The organism is Desulfoscipio gibsoniae DSM 7213 (assembly GCF_000233715.2).
In the GTDB taxonomy this organism is placed as follows: Bacteria; Bacillota; Desulfotomaculia; order Desulfotomaculales; family Desulfallaceae; genus Sporotomaculum; species Sporotomaculum gibsoniae.
On record NC_021184.1, the window covers coordinates 1,380,963 to 1,395,462 of the forward strand.

The following is a 14,500-nucleotide window of genomic DNA, read 5'->3' on the forward strand; positions in this document are numbered from 1 at the left end:
AATTTTTTTATATTTTTTTGATTTTTTGTTTGTATGCTTGGACTAGGTTATGGAAAGGGGATTGTTTTGTTAGAAGGGAATTTAAGATCCGGGGGAGGAACGTCATGCCAAACGTATCAGATTTTATTTCCAAACAATTAAATAAGAAGAAAGTTGTAATTGGCGTATCATCAATTGTTATAATTGCACTGGTCGGCTTTTATTATCTGGGAGGAGCTAAAAAGGCGGAGGGTAACTACATTGCCGAAACCGTGCAAAGAGGTACTATCTCCAGCACAATCTCGGCCAATGGCATAGTCGAGCCGGTAAATACTGTATCTTTAAGTTTTAAAAACTCGGAAGTGATTAATAAGATACATGTGAAACTGGGCGATCACGTGACCACCGGGCAGCTGTTGGCTGAACAAGATACAGCAAACTTGCAGGCACAGGTAACCCAGGCTTCGGCAAGTTTGAAATCAGCCGTTGCCAACCTGGCTATACAAAAAAACAGCGCCCGGCCGGAGGAAATAGCCCAGGCGGAAGCTGATGTCAGCGCGGCACAGGCGAGTTATGAACTTGCCAAATCAAATTGGGAACGCAATCAACAACTCCTTCAGCAAGAATATATATCCCAGGCCGAATTTGACCAAATAAGTTACGAATATGTAAACGCCGAAGCTAAATTAAAGCAAGCCGAGGAATCTTTGAAATTGCTTAAGGCGGGTAATCGTCCGGAAGAAATTGCAGCGGCCACCGCACAGGTGGAAAGCAACAGCGCGCAGTTGCAAATGGCTGAAAAAGAACTGGCTGAATCAAAAATATATAGCCCCATAGACGGTATTATAAGTGCTATAAACGGAGCGGAAGGACAGCGGGCGACGGCTAACAATAATAATACCAGCGGGGGCGGTTTTATAGATATAATATCGGAAGCCTTACAGGTTAAAGCTCAGGTTAATGAGTCCGATATCGGCAAGCTGAAAGTTGGCCAACAGGCGGAATTTACGGTTAATTCCTTTCCGGAAAAAACCTTTACCGGCAGGGTGAGTAGTATTTCCCCCCAGGCGTATACGGAATCAAACGTTCAGCTTTATGATGCTATTATTCAAATAGATAAAAATCAAACGGGGTTAATGGCCGGCATGCCCGCAAACGTGAACATTATATTTGAAAGACAGGAAAATGCCCTCACTATACCTAAAGGCGCCGTTACTTATGCGGCCAACTTTCAAAATAAAATGAGGCAAAGCGGCGATCCGAATGCTAAATCTATTGAAGGCAGTGCTAATAGCGGTCGTACGAACAGTACAAGGTCAGGCGGTGATACACATCCCAACATTGATGACACCGGTGGTGATACGGTTAAGGGGGATACACTAAAACAGCGGGATGTTGTCATCGTACTGAATGAAGCTGAAAAACCCGTGCTCCGGCAGGTGGTGTTGGGTTTATCGGACCTGAGCAGATATGAAGTTGTTGAAGGCCTTAGCATGGGTGAAAAGGTAGTTGTTGGAGCTCTTGGTCAGAATACCGGGGGTGTAAGCAGTCAGGGTAGTAACCCGCTTATGCCAGGAGGTGGTGGCATGGTGCGTGTCGGAGGAGCGGGGCGTTAACGAAATGTTAGCAGGATCGGCTTATGTATGTGCTATGGTCGAACATTATGTCTAAGTGTACAGGCGTTACTATGAAATCGGATGGTGATGGAACGTGTCCGGTAAAACAGCTATCATAATGGAAAACATTAAAAAAGTATATAACATGGGAGAAACGGAGCTTCATGCATTAAAAGGGATTAGTTTAACTATTCAAAATGGAGAAATGGTTGCTATCATGGGTTCTTCCGGTTCGGGTAAGAGTACTCTACTAAATATTATGGGCTGTTTAGACAGGCCCACCGGAGGAACATATTACCTTGACGATGAAAATGTTTCCAAGTTAGATAAAAATCAGCTGGCTGCTATACGCAATAAGAGGATTGGTTTTGTATTTCAGGGTTTTAACTTATTGGGAAATGTATCTGTACTGGCCAATATTCAATTGCCGATGATCTATGCCGGAGCAGCCAAGAAAGAAATGGTGGACAGAGCTAAAGATGCCCTGGCCTGGGTTGGGTTGTCAAATTATATAAACCACAATCCCGGTCAAATGTCGGGTGGCCAGCAGCAAAGAGTGGCTATTGCCCGGGCACTGGTAAACAACCCTTCTTTAATACTTGCGGACGAACCCACAGGTGCTCTTGATTCAAAAACAAGCATAGAGATTATTTCTATGATTCAGAGGCTCAATATAGAAAAAGGCATTACTGTGGTGATGGTTACCCATGAAAAAGATATTGCCCTTTATTGCCGCCGCTTAATCAACGTCAAAGACGGTCAACTTATAGGCGATACCCCGGTATTAAATCAAAGAAATGCTGCTGAAGATCTGTCGGCTTTTGCGGAGGAAAGGGGTGTTTTAAATTAACTTTATAAGCAATTTCGTGGTAGCAATAAACGGCCTAAAGACAAATAAATTAAGGTCAGCCCTGACCATGCTCGGTATTATTATCGGTGTTTCCGCCGTTATTATTATGATTTCTGTAGGACAGGGCGCCAGCAATAAGATTTCCAGTCAGATTGCCAGCATGGGTTCAAATTTGTTGATGGTTTCTCCCAGCTTTGGACAAGGGCCTGTACGAGGGGCCGGGGGTAGTGTCAACACTCTGACATTGGATGATGCTGAAGCCATTGCTGAATTAAATATGGTTACCTATGTGGCCCCGGAATTAAGTACCAACGCAACTATAGAATACACCAGTCAAACCTGGACGGCTCAGGCTGTCGGCACGACCCCGGAAATGCAAATGATTAAAGATTGGCCGGCCAGTGCGGGGTCTTTTTTTACTAAAGACGATGTGCACGGGGCCGCTATGGTAGCGGTTTTAGGTAAAACGGTGGCCGATAATCTTTTCCCGTCCGGCGTCAACCCGGTGGGGTCAACCATAAGAATTAATAAACTTCCCTTTACCGTAGTGGGAGTTCTTACTGCCAAAGGGGCTGCAATGATGGGCCAGGATCAGGATGACTTAATATACATACCGGTCAGCGCGGCTCAAAGAAGGTTAATGGGTGTGAATTATATCCGCTTGATCAATGTGCAGACCCAGTCGTCTGAAAGTATGAATTATGTCCAGGGCAGCATAGAAGCATTGTTGAGGGAAAGGCATCGCCTGGTTGGTGCTGAGGATGACTTCCAGGTGCGAAATTTAACTTCTGTTCTAGAAACCGCAGAGAGCACCACTGCCGTTATGACACTGCTTCTGGCCAGTGTGGCGGCCGTTTCCTTATTGGTGGGAGGCATAGGGACTATGAATATCATGTTGGTTTCTGTTACGGAAAGAACCAGAGAGATTGGCCTGCGTATGGCAGTGGGGGCTACCGATAGCAATATACGCAATCAATTCTTGATGGAAGCCCTGGTGCTTTGCCTGCTGGGTGGGCTGGCGGGGATTGTCGCCGGCATTGCCGGGTCACATATCATATCCAAAATATTTGGATGGCCCACATCGGTTACGGTATATTCTGTACTGTTATCCGTAGGTTTTTCGGCAGTCATCGGCGTTTTTTTCGGTTATTATCCGGCCAACAAAGCTGCGAAAATGGATCCCATGGAAGCACTGCGCTTTGAAAAATAAGTATTTTAAGATGTTGGAGGGTACGGGGGCATGACGACCGCCCCTGCCCTGGCCAGCTTGAGCATGTTTTCCAGATGTATTTCATGCAGGGGGGTTTCCCTGGGCAGTAGTATCAGGCGGCGCTTTTCCTTCAAAGTGACGTCGGCGGCGCGGCTGACCAGGTTATCGGCGTAGCCGTTGTTAGTGTTGCATGTTATAATTTTACGTGAAACCTAACAGTATAGCAATGTGTATTTGTCGCCCGTTGTCCCGATTGATACTGGATTCTATTGTTGTCCTGGTTCGGGTAATTGTTGTTAGAAGGTGGAACAAATGTTTATAGCAACCATATGCAAGTAGATTTTTTAGTTAACGCACACTTCTATCTACTGGCTGGGAGGGTTTGCATGAAACTTTACAAAGTTCTCGCGGTGGTGCTAAATTCACGGGAAATGCGTGACGCTCACCGCATTTTAACTATTTTCTCCAAGGAACAGGGCAAAATTAAGGTGGTGGCCCACGGGGTGACCAAACCCACCAGTCGTAAGCGGGGGGCGGTACAGTCCTTTTCAGTGACTGATTTTTTATTGCGCCGGGGGCGGGAATTGGACAGCATCAGCCAGTGCGAAAGCCGGGAATTTTTCCCAGGGCTATGGGAGGACCTGGATAAGATGCTGTATGCCGGACATATTGCTGAATTGGTGGATGCGTTGACGGTGGACGGGGATCCCCATGAGGCTGTCTTTATACATATTACTAAAGCCTTGCGGGAGCTGGATAAAACATCTGACCCGGAATTAGTGGTGCGGTGGTTTGAATTGCGTCTGATGGCACTGCTGGGCTATTTACCGGGACTTAACGGTTGTGTCAACTGTGGCGGCGAATTGAATGGCTCCACGGCCAGATTCAGTACTCAGGCAGGTGGCCTGGTGTGTTCCCGCTGTGCTGCCGGCGCGGGGGGGATATCCTGTAATAAGGGAACAGTAGCTGTAATGAACACGCTATTGAACTGGGACATAGATAAAATCAATAGAGTGCGCGTAGCGCAGCCATCCCGGGCTCAAATGAAATCCATCATGCGCGAATATCTACAGTGGCACATGGAAAAGCGCTCCCGATCACTGCAGTTTATGGATAAACTCAATAGTTTCAATCCCGTGTATAAATAAGCTACCTAAAAGGTTAAATTAATCTAAACACTTATTTGAATGCGTATAATTTCTTGAATGCTGTAGCACGGTGTGTATTAAGGAGTTAGATTCGTGCCGTCAAGTGGCAACAAGTTATTTGGCTTTAACAAAAACAATTAGCTATAGTAGTCTACAATCCCCAAAACTAGTTAAACTTTACTAATCGCTAATGTTCAATAATCATATTTTAAAGGGGGAAACCGTTCATGCTCAGCGATTTGGAAAAAATTGATTTAATTAGATCCAGGATAGGGGTCACCTATCGGGAAGCCAAAAAAGCCCTTGACGAGGCCGGCGGTGACGTGGTTGAGGCTTTAATCAAATTGGAGGAGTTGGACCAGTCATCAGCTGGGGCAGTGGACCAAGACGAGTTTACCGAAAAAGTTCAGGGCCGTGCCCAGGATATCATGGAGCACGTAAAGGGAATGCTGCAGCGGGGGCAGGATACCAGAATCAAGGTTAAACAGGGTGACCGCACTGTATTTGAAATGCCCGCTACTATGGGTGCAGTGGGCGTGTTGGCGGCGCTGGCCAGCAGCGAACTGGCTATATTGGGGGCTCTGGGCACGGCTACCGCTATGGCTAAAAAATATACCCTGGAAATAGAGCACCGGCCCAAGAAAGAAGCGGTTCAGCCCGAAAAGCCCGCCTCCGATGATACTTTTACCTTTAACAACCCTCAGGTGTAATAAACAAATTCTTGATTCAGGTGGGGTTTTAACCTCATAAATTGGGGACATTCCTCGAAGAGGTGTGTCCCCTATCTGCTAAATCTTAGAAGTTGTTATCCAGGAGCTTAGCGCCGCTTATCTCCCGCTTAAAGAAGCGGGAGTATTAGCGGCGGTTAGCTATCGGATAAACTTATACAATTGACTTTAATGACTAAATTTGATAAATTTATTTTGAAAATGAAATAACTTTGGCGATGAGGGAAAGATTAGCCACGATGATGTCATTCAGAGAGCCGGTGTTTGGTGCAAACCGGTGGCGCGTTTTGGTGAAAGGGGTTCCTGAGCTGCAGGAGGAAAGCCGGTCTCAAAACCGGTGAGTAAAACCTGCCCACAAAGAGTGGGCCGCCGAATGCCGGCGGTCAATCAGGGTGGAACCGCGGGAAAATGCCTCCCGTCCCTGCTTTATGCTGGGTCGGGGGGTTTTCATATTTTTTATATATACATGCAGATTTATTTTAATGGGAGGTTGGTTACATTTTGAATTTTCAGGAGTTAATTTTGGCCTTAAATAGGTTCTGGGCCAAGCAAAAATGCATTATTCAGCAGCCCTATGATGTGGAAAAGGGTGCCGGTACCATGAACCCTGCCACATTTTTGCGTGCCCTGGGGCCTGAACCTTGGCGGGTGGCCTATGTGGAACCCTCCCGGCGGCCTACGGACGGCCGGTATGGGGAAAACCCGAATCGGTTACAGCACTATTACCAGTATCAGGTGATCCTAAAACCATCACCGGATAATGTGGTGGATATTTACCTGGACAGTTTGCAAGCTATTGGTATTGACCCGCATAAACACGACATTCGGTTTGTGGAAGATAACTGGGAATCGCCCACTCTAGGGGCCTGGGGTCTGGGCTGGGAAGTCTGGTTGGACGGTATGGAAATCACCCAGTTTACTTATTTTCAGCAGTGCGGCGGTATCGACTGCCGGCCGGTGAGTGCGGAGATTACATACGGTTTGGAGCGCCTGGCCATGTATATACAGGAAAAGGACAGCGTATATGATATTCAGTGGGTGGACGGCGTAAGCTATGGTGACGTGCACCATCGCGGTGAAGTGGAATACTCACATTATAACTTTGAGGAAGCGGACACCGCCATGCTTTTTAAACTATTTGACATATACGAGCGCGAGTCAGAGCGGGTTGCGGCTAAAGGACTGGTGCTGCCAGCCTATGATTATGTATTGAAGTGTTCACACACCTTTAATTTGCTGGATGCCCGGGGGGCCATTAGTGTTACCGAGCGAACCGGCTTTATCCACCGGGTACGCAACCTGGCCCGGGCCTGTGCGCAAAAATACGTGGAACAGCGGGAAACAATGGGATATCCCCTGTTGAGGAAGGAGGGTGCCTGATATGAACAGGGACTTTGTACTGGAAATTGGTGTAGAGGAATTGCCGGCCCGTTTTTTGGACCCGGCGCTTACCCAGCTGCAAAAGCTCACCGGGCAAGCTTTACAGGATAACCGTCTTAACTGTGGGGAAATTGTAACCAGTGGCACCCCTCGTCGAATTACGGTTTTCGTTCGGGATGTGGCGGAAAACCAGCAATCTTTGTTGCAAGAGGTTAAGGGCCCGGCGGTGAAGGTGGCCTTCAATGCCGCGGGCGAACCCACCCGGGCCGCCCAGGGCTTTGCCAAAAGCAACCGCGTTAAGGTGGAGGAACTGGTGCGCAAATCGGTGGGTCCGGTGGAATATGTTTTTGCCGTCAAGCAAGAGGCAGGCCGACCCGCCGCTGATGTACTGAAGGAATTGGCTCCGGTGCTTATCGGGGGGCTACATTTCCCCAAACCCATGCGCTGGGGTGACCTGGACATGCGATTTGCCCGTCCCATCCGCTGGCTGCTTTGTCTTTTCGGCGGAGATGTGGTGCCCTTTACTATGGCCGGTTTGCAGGCCGATCGTTATATATACGGCCATCGCTTTTTGAGCAGCGGCAAAATGTCTGTCACTGATGCCGGCGCTTACTTTGAAGTGATGCGTGGAGCTCATGTAATTGTTAATGTGACCGAGCGCCGGGAAATTATTCGCCGGCAGGTCAATGAAGCTGCGGCCCGTGAGGGCGGGCAGGCGGAAATTGATGCTGATCTGTTAGATGAAGTTACTAATATAGTGGAATATCCCACGGCCCTGTGCGGTAGTTTTGATAAAGATTATTTGCAAATGCCTGAGGAGGTAATAATTACTCCCATGCGGGAGCACCAGCGCTACTTCCCGGTGCGTGGTGCGGACGGGCGCTTGCTGCCCCGGTTTATTGCCGTGGGCAACAGCGGCAATGATCCCGAAAGTATCAACATCATCCGGGCCGGTAACGAAAAAGTGCTGCGTGCCCGTCTTTCCGATGCCGCCTTTTTCTGGCAAGAAGATCTCAAGACCAATTTGGCGGACCGTGTGGAGGGACTGCAAAAAGTAGTGTTTCAGGAAAGTCTGGGCACAATATATGAAAAAGTGTTGAGAATTACCGCTCTGGCCGACTTACTGGCCGCTCGAATGGGTGCGGGACTGCAGGAGCAGGGGGATACCACCCGGGCAGCCTTCCTGGCTAAAGCAGATTTATTAACCAATATGGTTTACGAGTTCCCCGAACTGCAGGGAATTATGGGCCGGGAATACGCCTTGCGCCAGGGTGAACCGCCGACGGTGGCCCAGGCGGTATATGAACATTACTTGCCCCGCTTTTCAGGCGATGAATTGCCCGCAACTCTGCCAGGTCGGGCACTGAGTATTGCCGATAAAGCGGACACAATAGTAGGCTGCTTCGGTGTGGGCATTATGCCTACGGGTTCACAGGATCCCTATGCCCTGAGGCGCCAAGCTCTAGGCATATGCAATATTATTTTAGACGGCGAACTGGTGCTGTCAATTAAGGAAATTGTTGAGCAGGCCTATAGAGGGTATGCCGGCCGGGTGCAGATGAAACTATCGCTGGAGCAGGTTACCGGTGAGCTGGAGGAATTCTTCCAGCAGCGCCTGCGCGGTTTATTTATCGACCGGGGGCTGTCCTATGACACGGTGGAAGCCGTTTTAGCTGCCGGTATAGATGATCTGGCCGGGACCTGGCAGCGGGGCCAGGCACTGGAAAAATTCCGTTCCGACCCGGCCTTTGACGCTTTGCTAACTGCCTATACCAGGGCGCACAACCTGGCTAAAAAGGCGGCCCATGACAAGGTTGATGCGGCACTTTTTGATTCTGCGGCCGAGCAAGAGCTCTACCAGGCATTTCAGTCGGTATCCGAATCCGCCTGGGCCCAAATTAACAGCCGGGATTATGGCGCTGCGTTGTCTTTAATTGCTAAACTGCAAAAACCGGTGGATCGTTTCTTTAATGATGTGATGGTGATGGTGGATAATGATCTGGTCAGAGAAAACCGCCTGGCCCTATTGAAAAAAATTGCCACATTTATTGGCAGTATGGCAGACTTGAGTAAAATGGTAATACCAAATAGATAAAACAGGTGTAAATATGATGTAAATTTAAATTAAAAATATTTTAAATAGCAAGAGGAAATTTTAAGTGCGCATATAATATATATTATTTATAGGGAGCCAGGGTTAATAGTATGGCATATTTGCTCTGCAAGGGGCGATGATATGGAACTTAGCAAAAGGCAGGAGACTATTCTCGAGATAGTTAAAAAAGAAGGTCCCATTACCGGTGAACAAATTGCCGAGCGGCTGGGCCTCACCAGGGCCACACTGCGCCCGGATATGGCCATTTTAACCATGTCCGGCTTGCTGGAGGCCCGTCCCAGGGTAGGCTATTTTTACAGCGGCAAAAAACCCGGGCGGGAGATGGCCGAAAAGCTGCATCAAACATTGATCAGCGATATCAAGTCGGTACCCGTGGTGGTTCCTGAACAGTGTACGGTATACGATGCCGTAGTTACCATGTTCATTGAAGATGTGGGCACCATGTTTGTTGTTCGGGAGGGGGGCCTGCTGGAAGGCGTAATTTCCCGCAAGGATTTACTCAAGACCACCCTGGGCGGGCAGGATATTCACAATTTGCCCGTGGGGGTAATCATGACCAGAATGCCCAATGTTGTTTATGTGGAATCAGACGCATCGGTCTGGGAAGCTGCTCGCAGGTTAATAGCCCATGAGGTGGATGCCTTGCCGGTGGTGCGACAGGTTAAAGGAAATGACGGCCGGATAGATCTGGAAGTTGTTGGCCGATTCAGTAAAACCAATGTCACCAGACTGTTTGTTGAACTGGGTGAAGGTGGTTACTAAGGAGGCGGTATCCATATCCGCGGTGAATAAGCAACCAAGACCGGTAATCTATATTATATCGGATTCCATTGGTGAAACGGCCGAGTTGGTGGCTAGGGCGGCGGCCAGCCAGTTTAACGGCCGAGAGGTGGAGATTCGCCGGGTACCCTATGTTAACGAAGCATCGGAAATTCCGGAAATTGTGGAGGAAGCCGGTCAGTTTAATAGTTTGATTGCCTATACGCTGGTGCTGCCGGAGCTCAGGGAGACTCTGGTGGCAGAAGCAAAGAAACACCAAGTTTTGACGGTGGATATCATGAGTCCCATGCTGGATGCCTTAACCAAGCTGGAAGGCTCCCAGCCCAAGTTGGAACCGGGGCTGGTGCGCAAAATGGACCGTGAATACTTTCGCAAAGTGGAGGCCATTGAGTTTGCCGTTAAATACGACGATGGCAAAGACCCCCGCGGTATTCTGCGCGCGGATCTGGTGGTTATCGGGGTGAGCCGTGCTTCCAAAACGCCTTTATGTATGTACCTGGCCCATAGACGTATCAAAGCAGCCAATGTGCCGCTGGTACCGGAAGTAGCCCCGCCCGAGGAAATTTTCAGTTTGGCCCGGCACAAGGTGATTGGCCTGAAAATCAGCCCCAACCAGCTTAATGAGATCAGGCGGGAGCGGTTAAAATCTCTGGGCCTTACTTCCAATGCTGATTATGCCAGCATGGAGCGCATCCTAAAAGAATTGGAATACGCAGAAAAGACAATGAAAAAAATTGGTTGCCCAATAATTGATGTAACCAATAAAGCTATTGAAGAAACCGCCAGCCGGGTGCTGGAAATATACTACAGGGGGGAAAGGCATGGTAGTTAGTAAGTGGGTTTATACTTTTGAAGAAGGCCGGGCGGATATGAAGGATCTGCTGGGCGGCAAAGGTGCCAATTTAGCTGAAATGACCAATATTGGGTTACCGGTTCCTCCTGGAATCGTCATTACCACCGATGCTTGTAACCAGTTTTATGTGGAGAACAGGCAGTTTCCACCCGGCATGGAAGAGCAGGTGCGCGATAAAATAAAAACGTTGGAGGAGAAAACCGGCAAAAGTTTTGGTGACCCCGACAATCCCCTGCTGGTCAGCGTGCGCTCCGGTGCGCCCATTTCCATGCCCGGCATGATGGACACTGTATTAAATCTTGGCTTAAATGACGAAACAGTCAAGGGGCTGGCTCGGGCCGCCGGGGATGAACGGTTTGCTATGGACTGCTACCGCCGCTTTTTAAATATGTTTGGCGATGTAGTGCTGGGCATTGAACATGAAAAATTTGAGCGCATCCTGGAAACTCAAAAAGACATGGCCAATGTTCAATTCGATAACCAGTTAACCGCCGAGCAATGGCAGGTCGTCGTAGAAGAATATAAAAAGCTTATTGAAAGGGAAACCGGCAGTCCTTTTCCCCAGGAGCCCATGGACCAGTTGTTTAAATCCATCTATGCGGTGTTTAATTCCTGGAATAATGACCGGGCCATTGTTTATCGTAAGGTAAATAAAATACCGGACAGCCTGGGTACTGCAGTGAACGTGCAGGTGATGGTGTTTGGCAACTTGGGCAATGACTGCGGCACTGGCGTAGCCTTTACCCGCGACCCGTCCACCGGCGTAAACGAGCTGTATGGTGAATATCTCATTAATGCCCAGGGTGAGGACGTAGTGGCCGGCATTCGTACCCCGCAGCCCATTGCTACCTTAAAGGATGAAATGCCCGGTGTATACAAGCAATTTGCGGAAACATGCACACTGTTGGAAAAACACTACCGCAACATGCAGGATATCGAATTCACTATTGAACGGGGTAAATTGTGGATGTTGCAGACCCGTAACGGCAAACGTACCGCCCAGGCAGCCATTAAAGTTGCAGTGGATATGGTAAACGAGGGTCTGATTACCAAGGAAGAGGCCATCATGCGGGTGGAACCTGCCCATCTGGACCACCTACTGCACCGGCGCATTGACCCCAATGCTAGTTTACAAGTAATTGCCAAAGGTCTCCCCGCATCTCCCGGCGCCGCCGGCGGCCAGGTGGTGTTTGATGCCGATGAGGCTGAGAAACTGGGCCTTGAAGGGCAAAAGGTAATTTTAGTGCGTACAGAAACCACACCGGACGATATTCACGGTATTGTGCAGGCCCAGGGTATCCTAACTTCCCGGGGCGGCATGACCAGCCACGCCGCAGTGGTGGCCCGGGGTATGGGTAAGCCATGTGTCTGCGGCTGTGAGGCCATGCGCATTGATTATACAAATGAAGAGTTTTTAGTTAGCGGATTGACTGTTAAAAAAGGCGATATTGTTTCTATAGATGGTGCCACTGGCCAGGTTATGCTGGGTGAGGTGCCCATGATAGATCCTGAGCTCAGCGACGAATTCCAGCAGCTGCTCACCTGGGCTGATGAAATCAGGGCTCTGGGCGTGCGGGCTAATGCCGATACGCCCGGAGATGCTGCCAAAGCCAGGGAATTTGGTGCCGAGGGCATTGGTCTGACCCGTACCGAACACATGTTTATGGCACAGGACCGCCTGCCCATAGTGCAGCAGATGATCCTGGCCGACACAGACGAAGAAAGGGATAAAGCCCTTGCCAAATTGCTGCCGGTGCAGGAGGAGGATTTCTACGGTATCTTGAAGGCTATGGAAAGTTTACCGGTGACTATACGGTTACTGGACCCGCCTTTACACGAGTTCTTGCCCAACGCCGAGGAGTTGATGGTCGAAATTACGACCCTGCGGCTGACCGGAGGCGATGCCGGTGAAATCAAGCAAAAGGAAGAGTTGCTTAAAAAAGTACGGGCGTTGTCCGAATTTAACCCCATGCTTGGACACCGGGGCTGCCGTTTAGGTATCACTTTCCCGGCGGTTTATGCCATGCAAGCCCGGGCCATCTTCCAGGCAGTGGTACGGCTGGTACAGGAGGGGTATAAAGTAATCCCTGAAGTTGAAATACCGCTGGTCATCGATGTAAACGAGCTGTCCTTCCTGCGTAATACTGTGGAGCAGGTGGCGGCCGATGTCATGAAGGAAACGGGCGTGGAGTTTGAATACACTGTGGGTACCATGATTGAAGTACCCCGGGCCGCTCTGCTGGCCGATGAAGTGGCCGGCGCTGCTGATTTCTTCTCCTTTGGCACCAATGATCTGACCCAGACTACTTTGGGCTTCTCCCGGGATGATGCAGAGGGCAAGTTTATGCAGGATTATATCGAGAAAAAAATATTGAAGGAAAACCCCTTTGTGGTATTGGATCGTAACGGCGTGGGCAAATTAATGCAAACTGCGGTGCAGTTGGGCCGTAGCGTAAAACCAGATTTGTTGATCGGTATCTGCGGTGAACACGGCGGAGAGCCTTCATCCGTTGAATTCTGTCACCTGATTGGCTTAAATTACGTGAGCTGCTCGCCTTTCAGGGTGCCCATCGCCCGCTTGGCGGCGGCCCAGGCTGCTGTAATCAATAAAGACCAATCGAAGTAAGCTTGAAATAGTTAATGACATATGGTACTATTTAACCTGACTAACTTGGCGTAAGTCTCCCACTTCTATAAGTGGGAGTACAACGCCAACTAAGTCATGCATTTTGCAGTTCTAAAATTCAGGGGGAGTTGAATCTCCCCCTGAATTAAGAACTTGCTTCAATAGGAAATTTTATATTTTAAGTTTTATAGGGTTCCGCAGTTTTGAAAAGAACTGGTCTGGACCGAGATAAAACGCACAGTTTATCTGTGTACACGGAAGGATAAAAGCCTGGGAGATATTATGTATATCTTCCGGGTTTTTTTATTCTTGATGATTATGCGATGAAAGTGAGGAAATAACTAATGTTTAGAGAAATGAGAAGAGGTAAGCAATTATTATCAATGGAAGACACCGTAGCTGTAATGGACAGATGCACAAATGGTGTTTCTGGCGTGCTTGGGTGATGAAGATTATCCTTACGCAGTTCCACTTAGCTATGTCTATTGCAATGACAAAATCTATTTTCATTCAGCAAAAGCTGGACATAAAATCGATGCTATTAAGAAGAACCCAAAGGTATCTTTTTCAGTAATAGATGAAGATACGATAGTAAGTGAAAAATATACTACTTATTTCCGTAGCGTTATTACTTTTGGTAAAGCAAGAATTGTAGAAGGTGATGAATGGCTGGAAGCTTTTGAGGCTTTAGTTGAAAAGTATTCAGGAGACCAACCTGAAGAAGCCAAACGCAAGGAAATAACCGGATGTTCGCAAGCTTATATTATTGCAATTGACGTCGAGCATATAACTGGCAAGGAAGCCATTGAATACGTCAACGTAAAAAGATAATTACCAGAGCCTTTATTTATAAAGTGGTGAAGAATATGAAATGGTTATTGTTAGTCATAGCAGGACTTCTTGAAATGTGCTGGGCTGTAGGATTAAAATATTCGCAAGGTTTCACAAAACTTATGCCGAGTGTCTTTACTATAGTGGGGATGATAGCGAGTTTTTATTTTTTATCGTTGGCATTAAAAAGTCTTCCATTAGGAACAGCTTACGCAATCTGGACAGGAATCGGCACAGTTGGGACTGTGATATTAGGAATAATTCTGTTCAAAGAACCTGTTGACATGACAAGGCTTATCTTTATTGGATTTATAGTTATAGGAATTATAGGCTTGAAACTTGTATCTGCTCATTGATAATGATATTCATAAAGTGTTCCATAA

Annotated in this window: 11 protein-coding genes, 2 pseudogenes, 1 riboswitch and 1 other annotated feature; of the genes and pseudogenes, 12 read left to right on the top strand and 1 reads right to left on the bottom strand. The window is 48.1% G+C overall.

What is annotated here, in order from left to right; translation table 11 throughout:
* Window positions 1–104 precede the first annotated feature (104 nt).
* From DESGI_RS06415 to DESGI_RS06425, 3 genes are all read left to right on the top strand, one after another.
* A complete protein-coding gene (locus DESGI_RS06415) occupies window positions 105–1,595 on the top strand; it encodes an HlyD family secretion protein (protein ID WP_006522651.1) in 1,491 nt (496 codons plus the stop codon).
* 94 nt (window positions 1,596–1,689) lie between these two features.
* Window positions 1,690–2,445 carry an ABC transporter ATP-binding protein gene (locus DESGI_RS06420; RefSeq protein ID WP_015617931.1) on the top strand — a complete coding sequence of 252 codons (756 nt, stop codon included), beginning with the start codon at window positions 1,690–1,692 and terminating at the stop codon, window positions 2,443–2,445.
* A gap of 67 nt (window positions 2,446–2,512) precedes the next feature.
* Window positions 2,513–3,655 (top strand): ABC transporter permease, encoded by a 1,143-nt coding sequence (locus DESGI_RS06425; RefSeq protein WP_006522653.1) that lies wholly within the window; start codon window positions 2,513–2,515, stop codon window positions 3,653–3,655.
* Between the two features lie 17 nt (window positions 3,656–3,672).
* Here the strand turns inward: DESGI_RS06425 and DESGI_RS25605 are convergent.
* Window positions 3,673–3,834: pseudogene (locus tag DESGI_RS25605) on the bottom strand (flavoprotein); the annotation flags it as partial.
* A 207-nt stretch (window positions 3,835–4,041) separates the two neighbouring features.
* Between DESGI_RS25605 and recO the strand changes: the two are divergent.
* From recO to sugE, 9 genes and pseudogenes are all read left to right on the top strand, one after another.
* Window positions 4,042–4,803 (top strand): DNA repair protein RecO, encoded by a 762-nt coding sequence (gene recO, locus DESGI_RS06430; RefSeq protein WP_006522654.1) that lies wholly within the window; start codon window positions 4,042–4,044, stop codon window positions 4,801–4,803.
* Between the two features lie 227 nt (window positions 4,804–5,030).
* Complete coding sequence (locus tag DESGI_RS06435) at window positions 5,031–5,513, top strand: DUF4342 domain-containing protein (RefSeq protein WP_006522655.1); 483 nt, start codon at window positions 5,031–5,033, stop codon at window positions 5,511–5,513.
* Window positions 5,514–5,740: 227 nt separating this feature from the next.
* Window positions 5,741–5,957: a binding site (T-box leader), on the top strand.
* A 75-nt stretch (window positions 5,958–6,032) separates the two neighbouring features.
* Window positions 6,033–6,911, top strand: a complete 879-nt coding sequence (gene glyQ / locus DESGI_RS06440; protein WP_006522656.1) for a glycine--tRNA ligase subunit alpha — start codon at window positions 6,033–6,035, stop codon at window positions 6,909–6,911.
* Between the two features lies 1 nt (window position 6,912).
* The gene (gene glyS / locus DESGI_RS06445) at window positions 6,913–9,006 is read left to right on the top strand and encodes a glycine--tRNA ligase subunit beta (RefSeq protein ID WP_006522657.1); all 2,094 of its coding nucleotides are present in this window, start codon (window positions 6,913–6,915) and stop codon (window positions 9,004–9,006) included.
* A 141-nt stretch (window positions 9,007–9,147) separates the two neighbouring features.
* Window positions 9,148–9,789, top strand: a complete 642-nt coding sequence (ccpN, locus tag DESGI_RS06450) for a transcriptional regulator CcpN (RefSeq protein ID WP_006522658.1) — start codon at window positions 9,148–9,150, stop codon at window positions 9,787–9,789.
* A complete protein-coding gene (locus DESGI_RS06455; protein ID WP_006522659.1) occupies window positions 9,746–10,639 on the top strand; it encodes a pyruvate, water dikinase regulatory protein in 894 nt (297 codons plus the stop codon). The genes ccpN and DESGI_RS06455 overlap by 44 nt, the downstream gene beginning before the upstream one ends.
* Window positions 10,629–13,286 carry a pyruvate, phosphate dikinase gene (ppdK, locus tag DESGI_RS06460; protein WP_006522660.1) on the top strand — a complete coding sequence of 886 codons (2,658 nt, stop codon included), beginning with the start codon at window positions 10,629–10,631 and terminating at the stop codon, window positions 13,284–13,286. The genes DESGI_RS06455 and ppdK overlap by 11 nt, the downstream gene beginning before the upstream one ends.
* A 176-nt stretch (window positions 13,287–13,462) precedes the next feature.
* A riboswitch (guanidine-I (ykkC/yxkD leader) is annotated at window positions 13,463–13,565 on the top strand.
* A 65-nt stretch (window positions 13,566–13,630) separates the two neighbouring features.
* Window positions 13,631–14,117: pseudogene (locus tag DESGI_RS06465) on the top strand (pyridoxamine 5'-phosphate oxidase family protein).
* A 35-nt stretch (window positions 14,118–14,152) separates the two neighbouring features.
* A complete protein-coding gene (gene sugE, locus DESGI_RS06470; protein ID WP_015617933.1) occupies window positions 14,153–14,473 on the top strand; it encodes a quaternary ammonium compound efflux SMR transporter SugE in 321 nt (106 codons plus the stop codon).
* Window positions 14,474–14,500: the final 27 nt, after the last annotated feature.